This is a genomic window from Mesorhizobium sp. M0778, from assembly GCF_040320105.1.
Taxonomy (GTDB): domain Bacteria; phylum Pseudomonadota; class Alphaproteobacteria; order Rhizobiales; family Rhizobiaceae; genus Mesorhizobium.
Genome location: NZ_JAMYPA010000006.1, coordinates 161,835 through 182,154, shown reverse-complemented (window position 1 = coordinate 182,154; position 20,320 = coordinate 161,835). Strand labels below are relative to the sequence as shown.

Genomic DNA, 20,320 nt, shown 5'->3' with positions numbered 1-20,320 from the left:
TTCCAGGAAAAGTGTGAACGGTTTTCCGTGCGGAATTGCGTCAAAACACAAAATAGACCGGTTCGGCGTTTCCGTGAAACGATGAACCGTTCTAGATCACGGAAAAAACACAGCCTCGCCCTTTAGCGCCTCGGCCAGCATCTTCTCGTACTTGCCACGTGGCACGTCGATTGCGCCGAAACGTTTGAGATGCTCGGTCGTGAACTGCGTATCGAGCAGCGCAAAGCCGCGCGCCTTCAGGCGCTCGACCAGATGAACCAGACAGGCCTTCGAGGCGTCGGTCTCCCTGGCAAACATGCTCTCGCCGAAGAACACCCGGCCGAGCGACACCCCGTAGAGCCCGCCGACCAGCCGGTCGTCGTGCCAGGCCTCGACCGAATGGCAATGGCCCATCCGATGCAGCTCGACATAGGCTTCGCGGATTGGTGCGTTGATCCAGGTCGACCGCCGTTCCTCGCGTCTTTCGGCGCAGGCGTCGATCGTCGCCTCGAAATCGAAATCGATGCGGAATTCGAACAGATCCTTGCGGATCGTCTTCCTCAGGCTCTTCGGGATGTGGAAACCGTCGAGCGGAATGATGCCGCGCGTCTCCGGCCGCACCCAGAACACCTCGGGGTCATTGGCATTTTCGGCCATCGGGAAGACGCCGGAGGCATAGGCTTTGAGCAACAGGTCGGTCGGGATGCGATAGCCGGGTGCGTAGGGGCGGGTCATCGCGTCGCCCCTGTGTCACTCGCCTTTGGCCAGATATTTTTCCAGCCAGTGGATGTCGTAGTCGCCATTGGCGATGTCGGCGTTGCCGACGAGGTCGCGAAACAGCGGCAGCGTGGTCTTGATGCCGTCGACCACGAATTCATCGAGCGCGCGTCGCAGCCGCATCATGCACTCGACGCGGTTGCGGCCGTGCACGATCAGCTTGCCGATCAGGCTGTCGTAGTAGGGCGGGATCTTGTAGCCGGAATAGACGCCGGAATCGACGCGGATGCCGAGGCCGCCTGGCGTGTGGAAGTGGGTGATGGTGCCCGGCGAGGGGGTGAAGGTGCGCGAATCCTCGGCATTGATGCGGCATTCGATAGCATGGCCGTGGAAGCGGATATCTTCCTGGCGCACCGAAAGCCCGCCGCCCGAGGCGACGCGGATCTGCTCGTGCACGAGGTCGATGCCGGTAATCGCCTCGGTCACCGGATGTTCGACCTGCAGGCGCGTGTTCATCTCGATGAAATAGAACTCGCCGTTCTCATAAAGGAATTCGATGGTGCCGGCGCCGGAATAGCCGAGATCGGCGATCGCCTTGGCGCAGACGCCGCCAATATGTGCGCGCTCCTCGGCATTGAGCGCCGGCGAGGGCGCTTCTTCCCAGACCTTCTGGTGGCGGCGCTGCAGCGAGCAGTCGCGCTCGCCGAAATGCACGCCGCGCCCGGCGCCGTCGCCGAACACCTGCACTTCGATATGGCGCGGCTTCTGCAGATACTTCTCGATATAGACGGCGTCGTCGCCGAAGGCGGCGCCCGCCTCCGAGCGTGCCGTCTGCAGCGCCACCTCGAGGTCGGCCTCGCTATGCGCCACTTTCATGCCGCGCCCGCCGCCGCCGGCCGACGCCTTGATGATCACGGGGTAGCCGATCTCGGCGGCAATGCGCTTGGCCTCCTTTTCCTCGGTGACCGCGCCGTCGGAGCCGGGTACCACGGGAATGCCGAGGCGCTTTGCGGTGCGCTTGGCCTCGATCTTGTCGCCCATGATGCGGATATGGTCGCCGGTCGGGCCGATGAAGGTGATGTTGTGCGCGGCGAGGATGTCGGCGAACTTGGCGTTCTCCGACAAAAAACCGTAGCCGGGATGCACCGCGTCGGCGCCGGTGATCTCGCAGGCGGCGACGATCTGGTGGATGTTGAGATAGGAGTCGCGCGACGGCGGCGGGCCGATGCAGACGCTCTCGTCGGCGAGACGCACATGCATGGCGTCGGCGTCGGCGGTCGAATGCACCACCACCGTCTGGATGCCAAGCTCCTTGCAGGCGCGCAGCACCCTGAGGGCAATTTCGCCGCGATTGGCGATGAGGATTTTCTGGAACATCTTTCGCCTGTTCCCGGCTCTACTCGATCACGACGAGCGGCATGCCGTATTCGACCGGCTGCGCATCTTCGAACAGGATCGCCGTCACCATGCCGGCGCGCGGCGAGGGGATCTGGTTCATCGTCTTCATCGCCTCGATGATCAGCAGCGTCTGGCCTTCCTTGACCTTCTGGCCGATTTCGATGAACGGCTTGGCGTCGGGCGACGGTGCCAGATAGGCGGTGCCGACCATTGGCGAGGCGACGGCGTTCTTCGACACGTCGGGCGTCGCCGGCGCGGCCGCTGCCGCAGGCTGCGCTGCTGCCGGGGCATAGGCCGGCGGCGCTGCGGCGATCGCATGGACGGCCGGCGCCTGCCGTGAGACGCGCACCTTCAGATCGCCCAGCTCGACCTCGATCTCGGTGAGGTTGGTGTCGTTCAGTATGCCCGCCAGATCGCGGATCAGCTGCTGGTCAACACCGTTCTTCTTTATCGACATTTTCGAGCCTTCTGTTTGTTGGCCGGTCATAGGCGTGCAGCCAGCGCCTGCAGCGCCAGCGTGTAGCCGAGCGGCCCGAACCCGCAGATCATGCCGACAGCGACCGGCGCGACCATGGAGACGTGGCGGAATGGTTCCCGCGCGTGGATGTTGGAGAGATGCACCTCAGCGACCGGCAGCGGCGCGACGGCGCGGATGGCATCGTGAATGGCGATCGAGGTGTGGCCGTAGGCGCCCGGATTGATGACGATTGCGGCGGCCTTGTCGGCGGCCTCGTGGATCCAGTCGACGAGGTCGCCCTCATGGTTCGACTGGCGGAAATCGATCTCCAGCCCAAGTGCGGCACCCGCCTGCTTGCAGTCGTCGGCGATCGCCGCAAGCGTCTTGCCGCCATAGATGCCCGGCTCGCGCTTGCCGAGCGCGTTGAGATTGGGGCCGTTCAGGACGAAAACCGTTTTCAAAAAATGCCGACCTTTCCCGGCGCGGCTAAGCCGGCGCGCCGGACCCTCTATAATGGGCATAGACGCTGGCGAAAAGAGCGCAAGTGCGTTCTTTCGCCGTCCACAACAGCCGGAAAACGGCCCGCGCCGGAAACCCGCAGCCTGATCGAAACCCGAACGCTAATCAGAGTGCGGCCTTCGCCGCCTCGATCTTTTCGGCCAGCACTTCCTGGCCGAGCGCGCCGAACACAACCTCGTTGCCGACCACATAGGACGGCGTTCCGGTTATGGCGAGCTTGGTGGCAAGGTCATAGGTCTTGGAGAAGGCCTCGGTGATGCTCGGGTCCTTCATCTTTTCGCGCAGCGCCGCCTCGTCGGCGCCGAGCGACAGCGCCACCTTGATTGCCGCCGCCTCGGTGGCGCGTCCCTGGCCGCCGAGCAGCGCGTTGTGGAATTCGCCGTATTTCTCCGGCTTCATCAAGTGGAAGGCCATCGAAACGACGCTCGCCTTCTGCGAATCAGGGCCGAGGATCGGGAATTCCTTGAGCACGAAACGCAGGTCCGGATCGGCCTTGGTCAGCGCGCGCATGTCATCGATGGCGCGTTTGCAGTAGCCGCAATTGTAATCGTAGAACTCGACGATGGTGACCTTGCCGTTCGGATTGCCGACAACGCCGTCGAAGGCGGAGTTGAAAATCTGGTCCTTGGCGTCTTTGATGACGCCGAGACTGGCGACGCGCTGTTCTTCCTTCTGCTTGGCCTCGAGCGCCTGCTGGGCTTCCAGAAGCACTTCCGGGTTCTTCAGCAGATAGTCGCGGACGATGCCTTCGACTTCGGTGCGGTCGAGCTTGGTTTCCGAGGACGCCGTCTGGACAAGCTGCGCCGTGCCGGCCTTCGCCGTCTGCGGACTTCCGGCGACGAAGCCGAACGCCAGCATGGCGAGGGCGGCTGCCACTCCGGTAGTGCCCAGCAGAATTGCCTTGGTCATGATCCTCGATCCTCTAGCCTGTGTTCGGGTCCGCTCGGTTCGGCTGTGTCGCAGCGTGCGTCCGAAAGGTTCACTTCTTCTTACCTGATGGTGCGTAGTTTATAATGTCCTGCGCGCGAAGCCAGCCCGGCTCGCCCCGCTTCATGCTCTGCTGCGCCCGCATGGCGAAGATCTTCGCATTCTTGTAGTCGCCGGAATAGAAATGCCCTTCGGCGGTTGCAAGCTCGGCCGCCGGGATGTTGCCGAGTTCGCCATAGGCCTGTGCCAGATAGCGGTATCCGGCGGCGTTTTCGCGATCCCGCCCGAGGCCCGTGTTGATCTGCGCCACCGCCTTCTTCAGCGAATCCGGCGTGCCGATAGCCATCAGCGCCTGGCCGTACGAGACCGGCAGCAGCCCGGATCGCGCCGGATCGAGGCTGACCGACCTGGCATAGGCGTCCGCCGCATCCTTCGGCCTGTTCGCCTTCATCAGGATGTCGCCGCGCAATTCCTGGAAATAGGGATTTTTCGGCTGTTCCTTGATCAGTGCGTTGGTCTTGGTGAGCGCCGAGGCCAGATTGCCGAAGAGATAGGTCATCTGCGCGTCGCCATAGCGCGAGGCGAGACTGCCGGGGTTCTTGCGTATCAATCGCGACGCCGCGGCCTGTCCTTGCATATAGGCGGCGATCTTGATGCGCATCATGTCGTGGCGCTGCTGCAGTGTCGGTGGGTCGACCTTGTCGAGGTAAGGGCTCTGCTTCACCAGCACTTCGAGATTGGCGATACGCTCCTGCGGCATCGGATGGCTGATCTTGTAGGGATCGACTTGGGCGCCCGAGAGCGACAATGCATTCTGGAAACGGCTGAACGTCTTCAGCATGCCCATGCCGGACTGGCCGGTAGCATTGAGATAAGCGATTGCCGAGCGGTCGGCGGTCATCTCTTCGGTGCGCTGATAGGCGAGGATACTGCGTTGCGCCATCTCGCCGCCGCCGGCCATCACGCCCATGCCGGCCCCAGCGAGGCCGCGGCTATTGCTGGTGGCGCCGGCCACCATGGCGCCGGCGCCAAGCAGCGTCGCCAGGATTGCCATCGTCTTGGCGCGCTCGAGCTGTTCGCGCAACTTTTGCTGGTGTCCGCCGGCGATATGGCCGGCCTCGTGGGCGATGACGCCGATGATCTCGTTGGGCGTTTCGGCTGTCATCAGCGCGCCGGTGTTGATGAACATGCGGCGGCCAGCAACAAAGGCGTTGAAGCTCTGGTCGTTGACCAGCACGATGTTGATGGCGTCGCCCGATAAGCCGGCCGCTTTGAAGATCGGCCGTGCATAATCCCGCACCAGCGCCTCGATCTCGGCATCGCGTACCACCGGCACATTCTGCGCAAACGCGCTGACCGAGCCAGCCATGGCTAGCACCGCGGCAAGCGAAAGCGTTGCGAAGGCGCGCGCTGTCCTGGCGATCGTCGATCTGGGTCGGCTTAACATGGCAGGTCCACTGGTAGACGAGCGGGCGAAGGATGAAAAGTCGGCACCTTAAAACTTACCGAACTTGTGATCCCCACATCAATCGGGCATTTGTGCGGCGCGGCCTGCATGGCCGGCACGTGCGGACAAGTGTGGTGGATTGAAAAATGGTTGTTTCGCTTTCGCGCCGCGGCGCCGTCGAGCCGTTCCACGCCATGGACATCCTGGCCGAGGCGAATCGGCTGAAGGCCAAGGGCGTGCCGGTCGTTTCCATGGCAGTCGGCCAGCCGTCCGACCCGGCACCGGCCGGGGTTCGCGAAGCGGCGGCGAGCGCCTTGAAAGCAGGCCGCATCGGCTATACCGACGCGCTGGGCCTCGCCGGCCTGCGCAAGGCAATCGCGGCCCATTATGGCGAGCATTACGGGCTTGACGTGCCGCCCGAGCGGGTAGCCGTTACCACCGGATCGTCGGCTGCCTTCAACCTTGCCTTCCTGGCGATGTTCGATCCGGGCGACCGCGTCGCCATCGCCGCGCCGGGCTATCCGGCCTATCGCAACATCATGGCTGCGCTCGGCATCGACATCGCCGAGATCGAGCTCGACGGCGCCGCCTATCTTCATGCCGAGCACCTGAAAGCCGCGCACCGCGAAAAACCGCTGAAGGGCGTGCTGTTCGCCAGCCCGGCCAATCCGACCGGCGCGGTCATTCCCGCCGGCGATCTCGAGGCGCTGGTCGAGACGGCGCGCGAGCTTGGCATCGCCGTGATCTCAGACGAGATCTACCACCGGCTGGCCTATGCGGCGCCCGACACGACGGCGCTGTCTTTCGGCGCGGACGTGACGGTGATCAATTCCTTCTCGAAATATTATTGCATGACCGGCTGGCGCATTGGCTGGATGGTGCTGCCGCAGGATTTGGTGCGGCCGATCGAGCGCATCGCCCAGAGCCTCTACATCTCGCCGCCCGAACTGTCCCAGATTGCCGCGATCGAAGCGTTCAAGGCGACAGAAGAGCTGGAGGCGGTGAAGGCGCGTTACGCCTGGAACCGCGAGCTCTTGATGCAACGCCTGCCGGAGCTCGGCTTTGCTTTGGCCGCGCCCATGGACGGCGCGTTCTACGCCTTCTGCGACGTCACCAGGCACACCAACGACAGCATGGCGTTCGCGCGCAGGATGCTGGCGGAGGCGCATGTGGCGGCGACACCCGGCCGCGATTTCGATCCGCTGCAGGGCCATCGCACGATGCGCTTTTCCTACGCCGGCAGCCACGACGACATGGTCGAGGCGATGGCGCGTATCGAACGCTGGCTGAAGTAGCGGGGACGACGATGCCGGAGCTTGAACAGGCGGCGCAACGCGGACAGGTGCTCCAACTTGGACAGGCGCCCCAGCTTGAACAGGCGCCCCAGCTTGAACAGGCACTGCGCGAGGTCGCCGCCGAAATGGCGGAGCGTGCCGATCGCGGCGACGTTGCCAGCTATATTCCGCAGCTGAGCAAGATCGACCCGAAAAAATTCGGCATTGCCGCGGTGACCAATGACGGCCGCGTGCTGACCGCGGGCGACGCCGACGAGGCGTTTTCGATCCAGAGCATCTCAAAGGTGTTCACGCTGACGCTGGCGCTCGGCAATGTCGGCGATGCGCTATGGCAGCGGGTCGGACGCGAACCGTCGGGCAATCCGTTCAACTCGATCGTCCAGCTCGAGCATGAGAACGGCATTCCGCGCAATCCGTTCATCAATGCCGGCGCCATCGTCGTCTCCGACATCCTGCTCGCCGGCCACCAGCCGCGCGAGGCGATCGGCGAGATCCTGCGCTTCATCCAGTTCCTGGCCGATGACGACACAATCATCATCGACCGGGAGGTCGCGGCGTCCGAACGTGCCACCGGCTTTCGCAATTTCGCGCTTGCCAATTACATGAAATCGTTCGGTAATCTCAATCATGCGCCGGAACTGGCGCTGGGCGTTTATTTCCACCATTGCGCGATCGCCATGAGCTGCCGGCAACTGGCCCTGGCCGGGCGCTTTCTCGCCAATGGCGGCAACAATCCGGCGACCGGGCATTCCGTCGTCTCGGCCGAGCGCGCCCGCCGCATCGGCGCGATGATGCTGACCTGCGGCCATTATGACGGCTCCGGCGACTTCGCTTTCCGGGTCGGCATTCCCGGCAAGAGCGGCGTTGGCGGCGGCATATTGGGGATCGTGCCGGGCGTCGCCTCGCTTGCGGTGTGGTCGCCCGGGCTCAATGCCAATGGCAATTCAAGGCTGGGTTCGATCGCGCTGGAGAAACTGGCGAAGATGATGAACTGGTCGATCTTCGCGCCGTAGTGCCTGTCGCCTGGAATTGGGACAGAAAATCCCGCGCAGCCGATCGGCAGCGCGGGATTCTTTAATCAGAAAGTCTGGCTAATACACGGAAAAGCTTAGAAAAAGCCCTTCCGCTGCCACCAGCCGGCACGCTTCGGCTTGTCCTCGGCCTTTGCTTCCTCGGTCTTTGCCTCGTCAGGGACGATCGAGGAGACGACCGGCACGACCGGAGCATCCACCGGTGCGGGCTTGCGCCGCGACGGCCGGGCTTTCTGCGTTTCCTTGGCAGCCGCCACTTCGGTCTCCTGCCGAACCGGCGCAGCGGTCTCGCCGGAAGCCACCGCCGCGGCTTCGGCGGCCGATGTCTCGGCGCCGGCAACCTCGGCAACTGCTTCCGCCGCGGCCTTCTTCGGCTTGGCGGCGCGGCGCGGCTTCTTCGGCTTTTCGACGCTCGGCGTGTCGTCGTTCGCCGGAGCACGCACCGCAAGCTCTTCGGCAGGCGGCGCACCTTCCGGCTCGCCAGTCACGGGCTCTGCTTCCGACACGGCACCTTCTGTCATGCCGGCCGGCTCGCCGGCGCTGGCTTCGACGCCGTCCTCGCCGTCTTCACGGCGATTGCGCTTGCCGCCGCGCTTGCCGCGCCGGCGCTTCTTGCCGTGACCGTCGTCCGCCGCTTCCGCAGTTTCGGCAACACCGGCCGGCGCTTCACGTTCCGCTTCCGCGCCTTGATCGCCGGCGGCTACGAGGGCCTCGTCCGTCGGCGCCGAAACGGAAGCACCTTCCCCGGCAGCGGCCTGTTCGCGGTCCCCGTGTTCACGATCCCCGTGTTCGCGATCCCCGTGTTCGCGATCCCCGTGTTCGCGATCCTTGCCGCCGCGCCGTCTGCGGCGCTTGCGGCGCTTGCGATCGCGGCCTTCGCCGTCCTCGCCGGACCTTGGCTGCTGCGGCTGCTGGGCAGGGCGTGGCTGCTCAGCCTGCACCGGTGCCTCCTCTTCCTCCTCGATGACGATCTCGTCCTCGGGTTCTTCCGGCTCGACATAGGCCGGGAACGTGCGGGCCTCGACAAAGCCTTCCGGCTTTTCGGCCAGCGCGCCGCGGAAGATGGCATAGTGTTGTGCACCGACCGTGTCATCGGCTTCGATGGTGATGGTCACGCCGAAGCGGTGCTCGAATTCCACCAGCGTGCCACGCTTGTGATTGAGCACATAGAGCGCGGTCGCTGCCTGCGTCCGCACCGTGATGTGGCTGCGCGAATCCTTGAGCAGGAATTCCTCGATCGCACGCACCACCATCAGCGCAACCGACGAATCGGAGCGCACATGGCCGGTGCCGCCGCAATGCGGGCAAGGCTTCATCGTCGATTCCAGCACGCTGGCACGGATGCGCTGACGCGACATTTCCATCAGCCCGAAATGCGAGATGCGGCCGACCTGGATGCGGGCGCGGTCGTTCTTGAGGTGATCCTTCAGCCGCTTCTCGACGGAGCGGTTGTTGCGGTTCTCCTCCATGTCGATGAAGTCGATGACGATCAGGCCGGCGAGATCGCGTAGCCTCAATTGCCGGGCGACTTCCTCGGCGGCTTCCAGATTGGTGTGAAGCGCGGTGTCCTCGATCGAGTGCTCCTTGGTGGAACGGCCCGAATTGACGTCGATGGCGACCAGCGCTTCCGTCTGGTTGATGATGATGTAGCCGCCGCTCTTCAGCGTCACCTGCGGCTGCAGCATGCGGTCGAGCTGTGCTTCGATGCCGTTGCGCACAAAGATCGGCGTCGTGTCGCGGAACGGCTGTACCACCTTGGCGTGGCTCGGCATCAGCATGCGCATGAAATCCTTGGCCTCGCGGTAGCCTTCTTCGCCGGAAACCAGGATCTCGTCGATATCCTTGTTGTAGAGGTCGCGCACCGACCGCTTGATCAGGCTGCCTTCCTCATAAACCAGGGCAGGGGCCGTGGATTGAAGCGTCAGATTGCGGACATTTTCCCAAAGCCGCATCAAATATTCGTAGTCGCGCTTGATCTCTGCCTTGGTGCGGCTTTCGCCGGCCGTACGCAGGATGACGCCCATGCCTTGCGGCACTTCGAGATCGGCGACCACTTCCTTCAGCCGCTTGCGGTCCTGCGCATTGGTGATCTTGCGCGAAATGCCGCCGCCGCGCGCCGTGTTCGGCATCAGCACCGAATAGCGGCCGGCCAGCGACAGGTAGGTGGTCAGCGCTGCACCCTTGTTGCCGCGCTCTTCCTTGACGACCTGCACCAGCAGGATCTGCCGGCGCTTGATCACTTCCTGGATCTTGTACTGGCGGCGCACCGGCTTGCGGCGGTTGCGCACTTCTTCCAGCGCGTCTTCGGCGCCGACCGATTCGACCTCGTGATCGTCCGAATGCGAGGATTGCACCTCCTCCAGCATGCCGCGATCATTGTCTTCGGACGTCGCTTCGCCGCTCGTCTCGGCCCCGCCTGTCTCGACCTCCCTTGTCTCTACTTCCGGGACGGCTTCCGAGATTACGTCGGCGTCGACGCTGGCAGCGATGGAACTGGATCCGCCTTCGGACGGCTCGGTCTCGCCGCTATCGGCGACTTCATCACTCTGTCCGGCGGCATCCTCGCTCTGTCCGACAGTATCGGACATGGTGTCGCCGCCGTCGGCAGCGGCATCCAGGTTCTCTGCGACGGCATCTTCGCCGCTCTCGCCATTCTCACCGTCGGACGCGCCTGCCTCGCGCCTGTGCTCGCCGCGGTCGCGGCTCTTGCCGCCACGCCGGCGTCCGCGCTTGCCGCGGTCGCGGCTCTGGCGGTCGTCGCCCTCGGCGGCTTCCTCGTCCTCTTCGTCCTGGGCTTCCTGTGCTTCCGCACGCAGCAGCGCCTGACGGTCGGCGACCGGAATCTGGTAATAGTCGGGGTGTATTTCACTGAAGGCGAGGAAACCGTGACGGTTGCCGCCATATTCGACGAAGGCTGCCTGGAGGGAAGGTTCGACGCGCGTTACGCGGGCGAGATAGATGTTTCCTTTGAGCTGCTTCTTGTCCTGGGATTCAAAGTCGAATTCTTCAATACGGTTACCGCGAACGACGACAACGCGTGTTTCCTCCGGGTGGGAGGCGTCTATCAGCATTTTGTTGGGCATTATTTCGTTTCCCCCCGGCAGCCGTCGGCCGCAGCTTGCGGGGCAATGCCCGCTGCCGTGGACCTGGAACATGGGTGCCGGACAATTGAACGTCCGCCGGCCGCTGCCTGAGCGCCATGGCGGTGCCGCCCGCAGCCGTAGTGGCGCGGTTTGTTGCGGACCTTTCCATGATTGCGCTTGAAGCCATCGTAACCAGCAGAACCTTTTGAACCAAAGCCCGGGAAAAACCGGACCAGCTTGTTTGCTCATACAGAGCCGGCACGGGACAATCCCGGCCGTTTTGCTCACGCAGGCGATTCCCCCGCCACGGGAGCACGCCTGCGAAAATCGTCGCGATCACCGATGCCTTCTTCGCCTGAAGCGAAAGGAGCCGTCTTGCGTCTGACCTGTAGCAGGAAGCTGCGGAGGAGGACGGTTCCAGGATTGCAGTGATCCACCATCGCTTTTATGATTTGGCGGGTTGGAAGGCAACCCCGATTCCCGACGCCGGCAAAAAGCCGTTCCGCAACGGAAGCCCAGGTTCCAAGCCTTCCATGAAAAGGCTTGGTTAACCTTCTCTGGATACCAATCGTTAATCGAGTTCGCGGCCTGCCGGCACTTTGACAAGCAATAGGGCACTTTGACGAACGATCGGGCATGACGCCAAACAGGAGCGACTGGTAGAAAGATGCGACTGGCAGGCTTCGCAGACAAGGGCCGTCATCATGGAGGCTGGTTGTTCCGCACCGCCTGCCTGCTGCCGCTGATCCTGGCTTGCCTAGTCTTTCCGCCACTTTCGCGTGCTGCCGACGTACCGATCGGCGCCACAAGCTACAAGATGGCCGGCGATGCCACCAAGATGCGCATCGTCATCAATTTCGACCGCGATCCCGACATCAAATGGTTCCTGCTGCGCGGCCCCAATCGTCTGGTCATCGATCTGCCGGCCACGAGATTCGCCCTAAATGCCAAGGATGTGAAGCCGCGCGGCCTTGTCCGCGCCGTGCGTTACGGCGGACTCGGCGAGGGAAAATCGCGGCTGATTCTCACCGGCAAGGGACCGTTCGCCGTCGACAATCTCGACGTGCTGAAGAACGATGACGGCAGTGGCTACCGCATCGCCATCGACATGTCGGCGGCGTCGCAGCGGGAATTCGATGCAGCGCTCGCCAATCAGGCGCTGACCACCGGCTCGACAGTCTCTGCCGACAAGGCTGGCAGGGTCGGTACCGGGCCGGTCTCCAATCCGGGCCATCGTTTCACCGTCGTCGTCGATCCCGGCCACGGCGGCATCGACGGTGGTGCCGAGGGCCTGAACGGCACTGTCGAGAAGAACGTGACGCTCGCCTTTGCCATGGAACTGCGCGACAAGCTCACCGCCAGCGGCAAATATGACGTGTTCCTGACGCGCGAAACGGACGAGTTCCTGCGGCTCGACGATCGCGTGCGCATTGCTCGCCAGCATGAGGCCGACCTGCTCATCTCGATCCATGCCGACACGATCAGCCTCAAGGGCATTCGCGGCGCAACCGTCTACACCGTGTCCGACAAGGCTTCCGATCCCGAGGCACAGGCGCTTGCCGACCGTGAAAATCTTTCCGACCAGTTCGCCGGCATGGAGATCAAGGACGACAGCAAGGAAGTGACCGATATCCTGATCGACCTGATCCGCCGCGAGACGCATAATTTTTCGATGAGCTTCGCGCACACTCTTGTCGGCCAGCTTTCCACCAGCGTCGGCCTGATCAACAACCCGCAGCGTTCTGCCGGCTTCAAGGTGCTGAAGGCGCCGGACGTTCCGTCCGTGCTGGTCGAACTCGGCTATCTGTCGAACGCCAAGGACGAAGCGCAGTTGCTCAGCGCCGATTGGCGCAACAAGGCGACCCAAAGCATAACCAACGCCGTTGCACTGTTTGCTTCGGCCAAGAGCGGAACGGGGGCCGGAGGCTGAAATGCCGCCGGCGCCCACAACCTGAGGCAGCGTTGCACGGCGACAACACCCTGTGCTTTTATTTCCGGCATTCGAAACCGAAATTCCACGCTGCCGTATTTTGCCCACATGGTCGCGACATGGCTTTTGCGATTACGGGTTGGGATCGTCCCGAAAGCTTGCGCGAAGGGCGGCTTCGTTTAGGAAATTCCCGAACCAAGGACTGGAGCGGGTATGATTCGTCTCATTGGCTATTTCTTCGGCATCGGCACGACGCTGGCCCTTTTGGTCGCGGCGGGCGTGGCGATCTATATCGGCCATTTGTCGAAGGACCTGCCCGATTACGAGGTGCTGGCCAAATACGAGCCGCCGGTGACGACCCGCATCCACGCGTCGGATGGCGCGCTGATGGCCGAATATGCGCGTGAGCGGCGGCTTTATCTGCCGATTCAGGCGATCCCGGATCGAGTCAAGGCGGCCTTCCTGTCGGCCGAGGACAAGAACTTTTACAATCATCCCGGCATCGACGTGACCGGCCTTGGCCGCGCCATTGTCGTCAACCTGCAGAATCTTGGCTCGGGAAAGCGCCAGGTCGGCGCCTCGACCATCACCCAGCAGGTGGCGAAGAACTTCCTGTTGTCTTCAGACCAGACCTACGAGCGCAAGATCAAGGAGATGATCCTCGCCTTCCGCATCGAGCAGGCCTATTCGAAGGATCGCATTCTCGAGCTCTATCTCAACGAGATTTTCTTCGGTTTCGGTGCCTATGGCGTCGCCGGTGCTGCGCTCACCTATTTCGACAAATCGGTGAACGAGCTCACCGTGGCCGAGGCTGCCTATCTTGCCTCTCTGCCGAAGGGGCCGAACAACTATCATCCCTTCAAGCATGCCGATCGCGCCTTGGAGCGCCGCAACTGGGTCATCGACCAGATGGTCGAGAACGGTTACGTCACCCATGAAGAAGGCGAGAAGGCCAAGGCCGAGCCGCTCGGCGTCACGCCGCGCCGCACCGGCAACTATCTCTTCGCCGGGGAATATTTCACCGAGGAAGTGCGTCGCCAGATCATCGGGCGCTACGGCGAGAATGCGCTCTACGAGGGCGGCCTTTCCGTCCGTACCACGCTCGATCCGAAGATGCAGTTGATTGCCCGCAAGGCCATGCAGAACGGTCTCATGAAGTTCGATACGCTGCGCGGCTACCGCGGGCCGGTCACGAGCATCGATGTTTCCGGCGACTGGGGCGTGCCGCTGGGCAACGTCAAGCGACTGGAGGACGTGCCGGAATGGTCGCTTGCCGTCGTGCTCGATAGCTCGGCCACCGGCCTGTCCATCGGCCTGCAGCCGACGCGCCAGATCTCCGGCGAAATCGTCAAGGACCGCCTCGAAGGCACCGTCAGCAAGGAAGACATGAGCTTCGCCATGCGCCACGTGGTCGACGGCAAAACCGTCAAGGCGAAGTCGCCGGCCGACGTGCTGAAGCCGGGCGACGTGATTTTCGTGCAGAGGAACGACGGCTCGGACAACAGCTACAGCTTGCGCCAGGTTCCCGAAGTGGAAGGCGGCCTGATCGCCATGGATCCGCATACCGGACGCGTCCTGGCCATGGTCGGCGGTTTCTCCTATGCGCAGTCGGAGTTCAACCGGGCGACGCAGGCCATGCGCCAGCCGGGGTCGTCGTTCAAGCCGATCGTCTATTCGGCCGCCCTCGACAATGGCTATACGCCCGCCTCTGTGATCATGGACGGGCCGATCACCATCCAGAGCGGCAACACGACCTGGACGCCCAAGAATTACGACGGAACGGTGGCCGGTCCGGCGACCTTGCGCTCCGGCATCGAGAAATCGCGCAATCTGATGACGGTGCGGCTTGCCAACGACATGGGCATGAAACTGGTCGTGGAGTATGCCGAGCGTTTCGGCGTCTACGACCATCTCGCGCCGTATCTGCCGATGGCGCTGGGTTCCGGCGAGACGACGGTGATGCGCATGGTATCGGCCTATTCGATCATGGCCAATGGCGGCAAGTCGATCAAGCCGTCGCTGATCGACCGCATCCAGGACCGCTACGGCAAGACCGTCTTTAGGCAGGACGAACGCGGCTGCTCAAACTGCAACGCCGCAGAATGGCAGAACCAGCCAGAGCCGGAGTTGGTCGACAATTCCGAGCAGGTGCTCGATCCGATGACCGCCTACCAGATCACATCGATGATGGAGGGCGTCGTTCAACGCGGTACCGGCGCCACCATCAACGAACTCGGCCGTCACATCGCCGGCAAGACCGGAACGACCAATGACGAAAAGGACGCCTGGTTCATCGGCTATACGCCGAACCTCGTTGTCGGCCTTTATATGGGCTACGATCAGCCGAAAGGTCTTGGCAAGGGCGCGACCGGCGGCGGCCTTGCTGCGCCGATCTTCAAGGATTTCATGCGCGTAGCGCTGGACGGCACGCCCAATGTCGACTTCAAGGTTCCCGAAGGCATGAAGCTGATTGCGATCAATCGCAAGACCGGCATGCGGGCCAACGAGGGTGACGCCGGAACCATCATCGAAGCCTTCAAGCCGGGTACCGGTCCCGCCGACAGCTATTGGGTGATCGGCATGGGTGCGGACGGCTCCAACGCCACCGGCGGGGCGCTGTCGCCGCAGGCCAACCAGGCTATCCAGTCGGGCGGCGGCGGGCTCTACTGACAATCGTTACATCCGGTCGGGCCGGCTTGACGATCATGGTCGAGCCGGCCCATCCCGCTTTACAGGGGCCGGTGCTTTACAGGGGACATTGCCGTCCCTATGTATCGCGCCACCAAACCGCCATTCAGCAACAGGACAGAACAGCCAGCCATGCGCGCGGAAACGCAAAATATTGTCGACGAGATCAGGCAGGCGATCACCCTGCTGAGGAGGCATCTTTGACTGGGACCAGGCCATAAAGCGGCTTGAGTACCTGAATGTCCGCGCCGAGGATTCGAGCCTCTGGAACGAGCCGTTGGAAGCGCAAAAGCTGATGCGCGAGCGTCAGGGCCTCGAGGAAGGCATTGCCGCGGTCAAAGGCCTCACCCAGGCTCTGGAAGACAATATCGGCCTGATCGAGCTTGGCGAGGAAGAGGGCGACGAGGGCGTCGTCGCGGAGGCCGAGGCGGCGATCCGCTCGATGCGCGGCGAGGCCAAGGCGCGCCAGATCGAAACGCTGCTGTCGGGCGAGGCGGACGCCAACGATAGCTATCTGGAAGTCCATGCCGGCGCCGGCGGCACCGAAAGCCAGGACTGGGCCTCGATGCTTCTGCGCATGTATACGCGCTGGGCCGAGCGCCGCCGCTTCAAGGTCGAGGTGCTGGAAGTGCATGACGGCGAAGAGGCCGGCATCAAGTCAGCCACGCTGCTGATCAAGGGCCACAACGCCTATGGCTGGCTGAAGACGGAATCCGGCGTGCATCGTCTCGTGCGTATTTCGCCCTATGACAGCAATGCGCGCCGCCACACCTCCTTCGCCAGCGTCTGGGTCTATCCCGTCATCGACGATACGATCGACATCGACGTTTCCGAATCTGACGTCCGTATCGACACGTATCGTTCTTCGGGATCGGGCGGCCAGCATGTCAACACCACCGATTCGGCGGTCCGCATCACCCATCTCGCCACCGGCATCGCGGTTGCCTGCCAGGCGGAGCGCTCCCAGCACAAGAACAAGGCCAAGGCCTGGGAAATGCTGCGCTCGCGGCTTTACGAGGAAGAGCTGAAGAAACGCGAAGCGGTGGCGAACGCCACCGAAGCGTCGAAGAGCGATATTGGCTGGGGCCACCAGATACGGTCCTACGTGCTGCAGCCCTATCAGCTGGTGAAAGATCTGCGCACCGGCGTCGAGAGCACCAGCCCGTCGAGCGTGCTCGACGGCGACCTCGACGATTTCATGGAGGCCTCGCTATCGCAGCGCATCGAGGGTGGCGCCGGAGAAACGGTGGCCGACATCGACTGAAGGCGGGCACCAACCCGGCAATTTCAGTCCATCACGCGAGAGTTACGGCCACGGCGCGAGAGTGACGAGTTCTCAACTTGAACTTACCTGTCGTTCTACAACTTTGTTTTTCATCGGAATTTCCAAAATCGATTTCCGCTTTTGACGCGAATGCTTCGAGCCTGCCGGTGCCGAGCCCGGAACCACTGCGAGCCGAATTCCGTTATTGGCAACCCTCGCTGCCGGGGGTGATCGTACCAGTCTCGTCAACCCGGCCGGCAGGCTGGTTCCGGCCGCAGAGGTCGGCGTTCGGTTTGCGACAGCAATTCCTTGCGCCGACCAAGGAATCAGCCCAGCATCCAAGCGCTGGGGAGGAAAAAAGCATTTATGGCCGGGCGCGGCGTATCTGCGACCTGACGATCCGGCCACTGGGAAGACACGTTCCGGGAACGGGCAAGCGAGATGCTTGACAACCGTTGATAGGAACTGCGCCCATGCCTGCTCTTACAACCAGACCGGCCCATGCCGTTCACACGGCGCGCCGATTTCTGAATTCCCTTGTCGCGGCAGTGGTTTTGATAGCTGCCGCGATGCCATTCGCGGCGCCTGCTCTGGCGCATGATGCCAAGCCGACCGCGGCGATGCCGCAAGGCTGGAGCTATCCGTTCTCCTGCTGCTCGGGCTATGACTGCCGCGAGGTTGCGCCGATATCTATCGGCGAGCGCCCCGAAGGCTATGTCATCAAGGGGACAGGCGAAGTCGTGGCCTATAGCGACAAGCGCATCAAGAATTCGCCCGACGGCGCATATCACTGGTGCTCGGTCGCCGGCGCCAATGACGGAAAGACCATCTGTCTGTTCGTGCCGCCATCGTCCTATTGATGCATGTCGCCCCCAAAAGCTTGCCCTTGGGCTTGACCCGAGGGTGTGCAGGGTTTTTGGGATCGACACGCCCTCGATTGGGTTACAACACTTTTGAAACTGCGCATTGCAGACGACAGATCTGCTGACGGAGAGTTGTCAGGAGCGTTTCTTTATGGTGCCTTGCCGTAGGGGCGGCGGGCATTGTGAGGGACTAATCCATGACCATCAAGGCAAGCTGCCACTGCAAGGCGACCACGTTCGAGGTTTCGCAAGCGCCGCAGACTGTGACGCGATGCACCTGTTCCTTCTGTTCGAAACGCGGTTCGTTGTGGGCCTATTACACGCCATCGCAATTCAGGCTTACCAGCCCGCCGGAGAATGTTTCGTTCTACCAGTGGGGATCGAAAACCATAAAACACAGTTTTTGCGCCACCTGCGGCTGCGGCACCTTCACCGAGACGCCGGACTGGTCGACAGGCGAGCCGAATTTCGACAATCCGAAGATCAGTGTGAATTCGCGGCTGTTCGACGATTTCGATCTCGACAAAGTCGAAGTGGTGGTCATCGACGGCAAGAATCTCTGGTAGCCGGTCGAATTGCGGTGGTCGCGCGAGCCGCTGCAGGGGTATGGAATTGAGCCGGGGAAAGCCGCGGCAGCGGCTTTTGCTGGTCCGCTTTTCGCCGCATTTCATGTTACAAGTCGCTGGAAGGGCTGATGCGGTGCGCCGTTGCGCGGCCGTGGAATGGAGAGGGACCACCATATGAAAAAGATTGTGCTCGCCGTCGTGGCGACGGCTGTGCTTGTGAGCGCATGCACCACCGATCCCTACACCGGGGAGCAGAAGGTTTCCAACACCGCTGCCGGCGCCGGTCTGGTAGCGCTGGCGGGTGCCGGGCTCGGTATGCTTGCCGGCGGCAACGACCGCCGCAACGCGCTGATCGGCGCCGGCATCGGTGCGCTTGCCGGCGGCGCCATCGGCGCCACCATGGACCAGAACGAGGCCGAACTGCGCCGGCAGCTTGAGGGCACCGGCGTCAGCGTCACCCGCACCGGCGACCAGATCATCCTCAACATGCCGTCCGACATCACTTTCAACGTCGACCAGGATGCGGTGAAGGCTGGGTTCTATCCGGTGCTGAATTCGGTTGCCCTTGTGCTGAAAAAGTTCCGGCAGACCACCGTCGACGTGTTCGGCCACACCGACTCGACCGGCGGCGACGAGCACAATTTCGACCTGTCGCAGCGCCGCGCCCTGGCGGTCGCCAACTATCTGTCCGGGCAGGGCGTCGATTCCCGCCGCTTCGCCGTCACCGGCTTCGGCAAGACGCGTCCGATCGCCTCCAACGCGACCGCTGCCGGCCGGGCTCAGAACCGCCGCGTCGAGATCCAGCTGTCGCCGCTCACCTGAGGCAAGCGCATGAACCGAGAGCGGCTCCGTACGGGGCCGCTCTAATGGTTATGCCGGACCGCCGGCCGCCGGCGCGCTGCGTTTGTGATATCAGGACCGGGCCGGCTGATCGACAATCGCGGCAACGATCCGGCGCACGATCGGAAGCACAATCAGCAGGCTGGGAAACGCAACAAGCCATGAAGCGCCCCATGCATAGCTCCAGGCCGCAATAAACCCGTCCGTCCAGCCTGCGCCGATTGCCGTCGAAACCGCCGAGACAATCGAGGACATCAGAATCGAAAGAACCAACGGCATCACCACCGCGCCGTAGGAGGGCGGCAGCTTTCTCAATTTGAAGGCTCGGTCCGGTGATGCTTGCATCGAAATCTCCTAATCAGAAAGTGTGCGTAAGCGTTATTGTGAGGACGATCAGGCGGCATGTGCCACCGGCAGCGCCAATTCCCGAATGAAGCTTCGCAGCGAACGCGGCTCGCGGCCAAGCGCGGCGCGCAACGCCAGGCTGTTCCCGCCGAGGCCGTATTTGGCGTAGTGGCTGTGTACTTTGGCCAGCATCTGCAACTGCCGGTCGGTATAGGGAAGGCGGGCTTTCGCCGCCCAGTCCTGAAATGTCGGCTCGCCTGCTGAAACCGGCCGGCCAAGCGCCTCGCTGATCATGGCAACGACCTCTTCGCGGCTGTGCATACCGTCGGCGCACAGCTCGAGGGTCGCATAGGACAAACGCGTTTCGGTCAGTGCGATCGCTGCCACTTCAGCCACGTCGCGATAGTCGACGCGGGCCAGCTTCGCCGTCTTTGGAAACGGCTCGGCGAAAACGCCATGCTCGACGACGGACGGCCAGGCCGCCGCGATATTTTGCATGAAATTGGCCGGGTGCAGAATGGTGTATTCCATGTTCGTCGAATAGAGGGCAGCTTCGACCGGTACCTTGCTTGCATGGTTTTCCAGCCTCGTATTGGTGGGCTGGATCACAGATGAGAAGACGAATTTCCGAACGCCTGCTCGCGCCGCTGCCTCAACCATGGCAACCCCCATGGCGGCTTCGTCGGGAGCAAAGGCCGGCCCGATGTGGAAGACACCGTCGACACCTTCGACGGCCTGTTCAAGGCTTTGATGGTTGCGCAGATCACCGATCGCGATCTCGGATGCCCCGGCTTTCCGGGCTTTTTCGGCAGCCGCGGCGTCACGAACAAGCGCTCTAACCCTGGCATTGCGGCGGACGAGTTCAGGCACCACCAAACCGGCAACGGGGCCTGCGGCGCCTACGACCAGGACGGTTGGACTGGGTGTTCGCATGACGATCTCCTTCCCTCGAGTCTGCCTTTCGGCCTGTG

At 62.9% G+C, this 20,320-nt stretch carries 17 protein-coding genes; 8 read left to right on the top strand and 9 right to left on the bottom strand.

Annotated features, from left to right (window positions below; genetic code table 11):
- Window positions 1-96 precede the first annotated feature (96 nt).
- The 6 genes from aat to NKI22_RS11160 all read right to left on the bottom strand — a co-directional run bounded on the left by aat (window position 97) and on the right by NKI22_RS11160 (window position 5,444).
- Window positions 97-714: a leucyl/phenylalanyl-tRNA--protein transferase gene (aat, locus tag NKI22_RS11185; RefSeq protein WP_023717475.1), complete on the bottom strand. Its 618-nt coding sequence runs from the start codon at window positions 712-714 to the stop codon at window positions 97-99.
- Between the two features lie 15 nt (window positions 715-729).
- Window positions 730-2,073: an acetyl-CoA carboxylase biotin carboxylase subunit gene (accC, locus tag NKI22_RS11180; RefSeq protein WP_352818017.1), complete on the bottom strand. Its 1,344-nt coding sequence runs from the start codon at window positions 2,071-2,073 to the stop codon at window positions 730-732.
- A gap of 19 nt (window positions 2,074-2,092) precedes the next feature.
- A complete protein-coding gene (accB, locus tag NKI22_RS11175) occupies window positions 2,093-2,551 on the bottom strand; it encodes an acetyl-CoA carboxylase biotin carboxyl carrier protein (RefSeq protein ID WP_023717477.1) in 459 nt (152 codons plus the stop codon).
- 26 nt (window positions 2,552-2,577) lie between these two features.
- Window positions 2,578-3,012, bottom strand: coding sequence for a type II 3-dehydroquinate dehydratase (aroQ, locus tag NKI22_RS11170; protein ID WP_023717478.1), 435 nt, complete (start codon window positions 3,010-3,012; stop codon window positions 2,578-2,580).
- A 163-nt stretch (window positions 3,013-3,175) separates the two neighbouring features.
- Window positions 3,176-3,979: a DsbA family protein gene (locus NKI22_RS11165; RefSeq protein ID WP_023717479.1), complete on the bottom strand. Its 804-nt coding sequence runs from the start codon at window positions 3,977-3,979 to the stop codon at window positions 3,176-3,178.
- 70 nt (window positions 3,980-4,049) lie between these two features.
- On the bottom strand, window positions 4,050-5,444 hold the full coding sequence (locus NKI22_RS11160) for a M48 family metalloprotease (RefSeq protein ID WP_352818014.1): 1,395 nt from the start codon (window positions 5,442-5,444) through the stop codon (window positions 4,050-4,052).
- Window positions 5,445-5,590: 146 nt separating this feature from the next.
- On the opposite strand from NKI22_RS11160, the gene NKI22_RS11155 reads away from it, so the two are divergent.
- Both NKI22_RS11155 and NKI22_RS11150 read left to right on the top strand, forming a co-directional pair.
- Complete coding sequence (locus NKI22_RS11155) at window positions 5,591-6,739, top strand: pyridoxal phosphate-dependent aminotransferase (RefSeq protein ID WP_352818011.1); 1,149 nt, start codon at window positions 5,591-5,593, stop codon at window positions 6,737-6,739.
- An 11-nt stretch (window positions 6,740-6,750) separates the two neighbouring features.
- Window positions 6,751-7,752, top strand: a complete 1,002-nt coding sequence (locus tag NKI22_RS11150; protein ID WP_352818009.1) for a glutaminase — start codon at window positions 6,751-6,753, stop codon at window positions 7,750-7,752.
- A gap of 95 nt (window positions 7,753-7,847) precedes the next feature.
- On the opposite strand, the gene NKI22_RS11145 is transcribed toward NKI22_RS11150, so the two are convergent.
- Window positions 7,848-10,853 (bottom strand): Rne/Rng family ribonuclease, encoded by a 3,006-nt coding sequence (locus tag NKI22_RS11145; RefSeq protein ID WP_352818008.1) that lies wholly within the window; start codon window positions 10,851-10,853, stop codon window positions 7,848-7,850.
- A gap of 667 nt (window positions 10,854-11,520) precedes the next feature.
- On the opposite strand from NKI22_RS11145, the gene NKI22_RS11140 reads away from it, so the two are divergent.
- The 6 genes from NKI22_RS11140 to NKI22_RS11115 all read left to right on the top strand — a co-directional run bounded on the left by NKI22_RS11140 (window position 11,521) and on the right by NKI22_RS11115 (window position 18,986).
- Window positions 11,521-12,783 (top strand): N-acetylmuramoyl-L-alanine amidase, encoded by a 1,263-nt coding sequence (locus NKI22_RS11140; protein ID WP_352958429.1) that lies wholly within the window; start codon window positions 11,521-11,523, stop codon window positions 12,781-12,783.
- Between the two features lie 213 nt (window positions 12,784-12,996).
- Window positions 12,997-15,453 carry a penicillin-binding protein 1A gene (locus tag NKI22_RS11135; RefSeq protein WP_352939436.1) on the top strand — a complete coding sequence of 819 codons (2,457 nt, stop codon included), beginning with the start codon at window positions 12,997-12,999 and terminating at the stop codon, window positions 15,451-15,453.
- 150 nt (window positions 15,454-15,603) lie between these two features.
- Window positions 15,604-16,735 (top strand): peptide chain release factor 2 gene (gene prfB / locus NKI22_RS11130; RefSeq protein ID WP_156948021.1). Its coding sequence is split into 2 segments (ribosomal slippage): window positions 15,604-15,669 and window positions 15,671-16,735, totalling 1,131 coding nucleotides; the frame shifts between segments, so codons are not numbered across the junction.
- A gap of 473 nt (window positions 16,736-17,208) precedes the next feature.
- The gene (locus NKI22_RS11125; RefSeq protein ID WP_023717488.1) at window positions 17,209-17,595 is read left to right on the top strand and encodes a hypothetical protein; all 387 of its coding nucleotides are present in this window, start codon (window positions 17,209-17,211) and stop codon (window positions 17,593-17,595) included.
- 200 nt (window positions 17,596-17,795) lie between these two features.
- Window positions 17,796-18,164 (top strand): GFA family protein, encoded by a 369-nt coding sequence (locus tag NKI22_RS11120; protein WP_352643508.1) that lies wholly within the window; start codon window positions 17,796-17,798, stop codon window positions 18,162-18,164.
- Window positions 18,165-18,338: 174 nt separating this feature from the next.
- Window positions 18,339-18,986: a YiaD family glycine zipper/OmpA-like lipoprotein gene (locus NKI22_RS11115; protein ID WP_352939439.1), complete on the top strand. Its 648-nt coding sequence runs from the start codon at window positions 18,339-18,341 to the stop codon at window positions 18,984-18,986.
- Window positions 18,987-19,076: 90 nt separating this feature from the next.
- On the opposite strand, the gene NKI22_RS11110 is transcribed toward NKI22_RS11115, so the two are convergent.
- On the bottom strand, window positions 19,077-19,349 hold the full coding sequence (locus tag NKI22_RS11110; RefSeq protein WP_023717491.1) for a DUF2798 domain-containing protein: 273 nt from the start codon (window positions 19,347-19,349) through the stop codon (window positions 19,077-19,079).
- Window positions 19,350-19,397: 48 nt separating this feature from the next.
- Window positions 19,398-20,282 (bottom strand): NmrA family NAD(P)-binding protein, encoded by an 885-nt coding sequence (locus NKI22_RS11105; protein WP_352852538.1) that lies wholly within the window; start codon window positions 20,280-20,282, stop codon window positions 19,398-19,400.
- Window positions 20,283-20,320: the final 38 nt, after the last annotated feature.

What these genes read in the sequence shown, in the direction of transcription:
- aat (WP_023717475.1), bottom strand. Translation starts at nt 714, where the DNA reads ATGACCCGCCCCTACGCACCCGGCTATCGCATCCCGACCGACCTGTTG.
- accC (WP_352818017.1), bottom strand. Translation starts at nt 2,073, where the DNA reads ATGTTCCAGAAAATCCTCATCGCCAATCGCGGCGAAATTGCCCTCAGG.
- accB (WP_023717477.1), bottom strand. Translation starts at nt 2,551, where the DNA reads ATGTCGATAAAGAAGAACGGTGTTGACCAGCAGCTGATCCGCGATCTG.
- NKI22_RS11165 (WP_023717479.1), bottom strand. Translation starts at nt 3,979, where the DNA reads ATGACCAAGGCAATTCTGCTGGGCACTACCGGAGTGGCAGCCGCCCTC.
- NKI22_RS11160 (WP_352818014.1), bottom strand. Translation starts at nt 5,444, where the DNA reads ATGTTAAGCCGACCCAGATCGACGATCGCCAGGACAGCGCGCGCCTTC.
- NKI22_RS11155 (WP_352818011.1), top strand. Translation starts at nt 5,591, where the DNA reads ATGGTTGTTTCGCTTTCGCGCCGCGGCGCCGTCGAGCCGTTCCACGCC.
- NKI22_RS11150 (WP_352818009.1), top strand. Translation starts at nt 6,751, where the DNA reads ATGCCGGAGCTTGAACAGGCGGCGCAACGCGGACAGGTGCTCCAACTT.
- NKI22_RS11145 (WP_352818008.1), bottom strand. Translation starts at nt 10,853, where the DNA reads ATGCCCAACAAAATGCTGATAGACGCCTCCCACCCGGAGGAAACACGC.
- NKI22_RS11140 (WP_352958429.1), top strand. Translation starts at nt 11,521, where the DNA reads ATGCGACTGGCAGGCTTCGCAGACAAGGGCCGTCATCATGGAGGCTGG.
- NKI22_RS11135 (WP_352939436.1), top strand. Translation starts at nt 12,997, where the DNA reads ATGATTCGTCTCATTGGCTATTTCTTCGGCATCGGCACGACGCTGGCC.
- NKI22_RS11125 (WP_023717488.1), top strand. Translation starts at nt 17,209, where the DNA reads ATGCCTGCTCTTACAACCAGACCGGCCCATGCCGTTCACACGGCGCGC.
- NKI22_RS11120 (WP_352643508.1), top strand. Translation starts at nt 17,796, where the DNA reads ATGACCATCAAGGCAAGCTGCCACTGCAAGGCGACCACGTTCGAGGTT.
- NKI22_RS11115 (WP_352939439.1), top strand. Translation starts at nt 18,339, where the DNA reads ATGAAAAAGATTGTGCTCGCCGTCGTGGCGACGGCTGTGCTTGTGAGC.
- NKI22_RS11110 (WP_023717491.1), bottom strand. Translation starts at nt 19,349, where the DNA reads ATGCAAGCATCACCGGACCGAGCCTTCAAATTGAGAAAGCTGCCGCCC.
- NKI22_RS11105 (WP_352852538.1), bottom strand. Translation starts at nt 20,282, where the DNA reads ATGCGAACACCCAGTCCAACCGTCCTGGTCGTAGGCGCCGCAGGCCCC.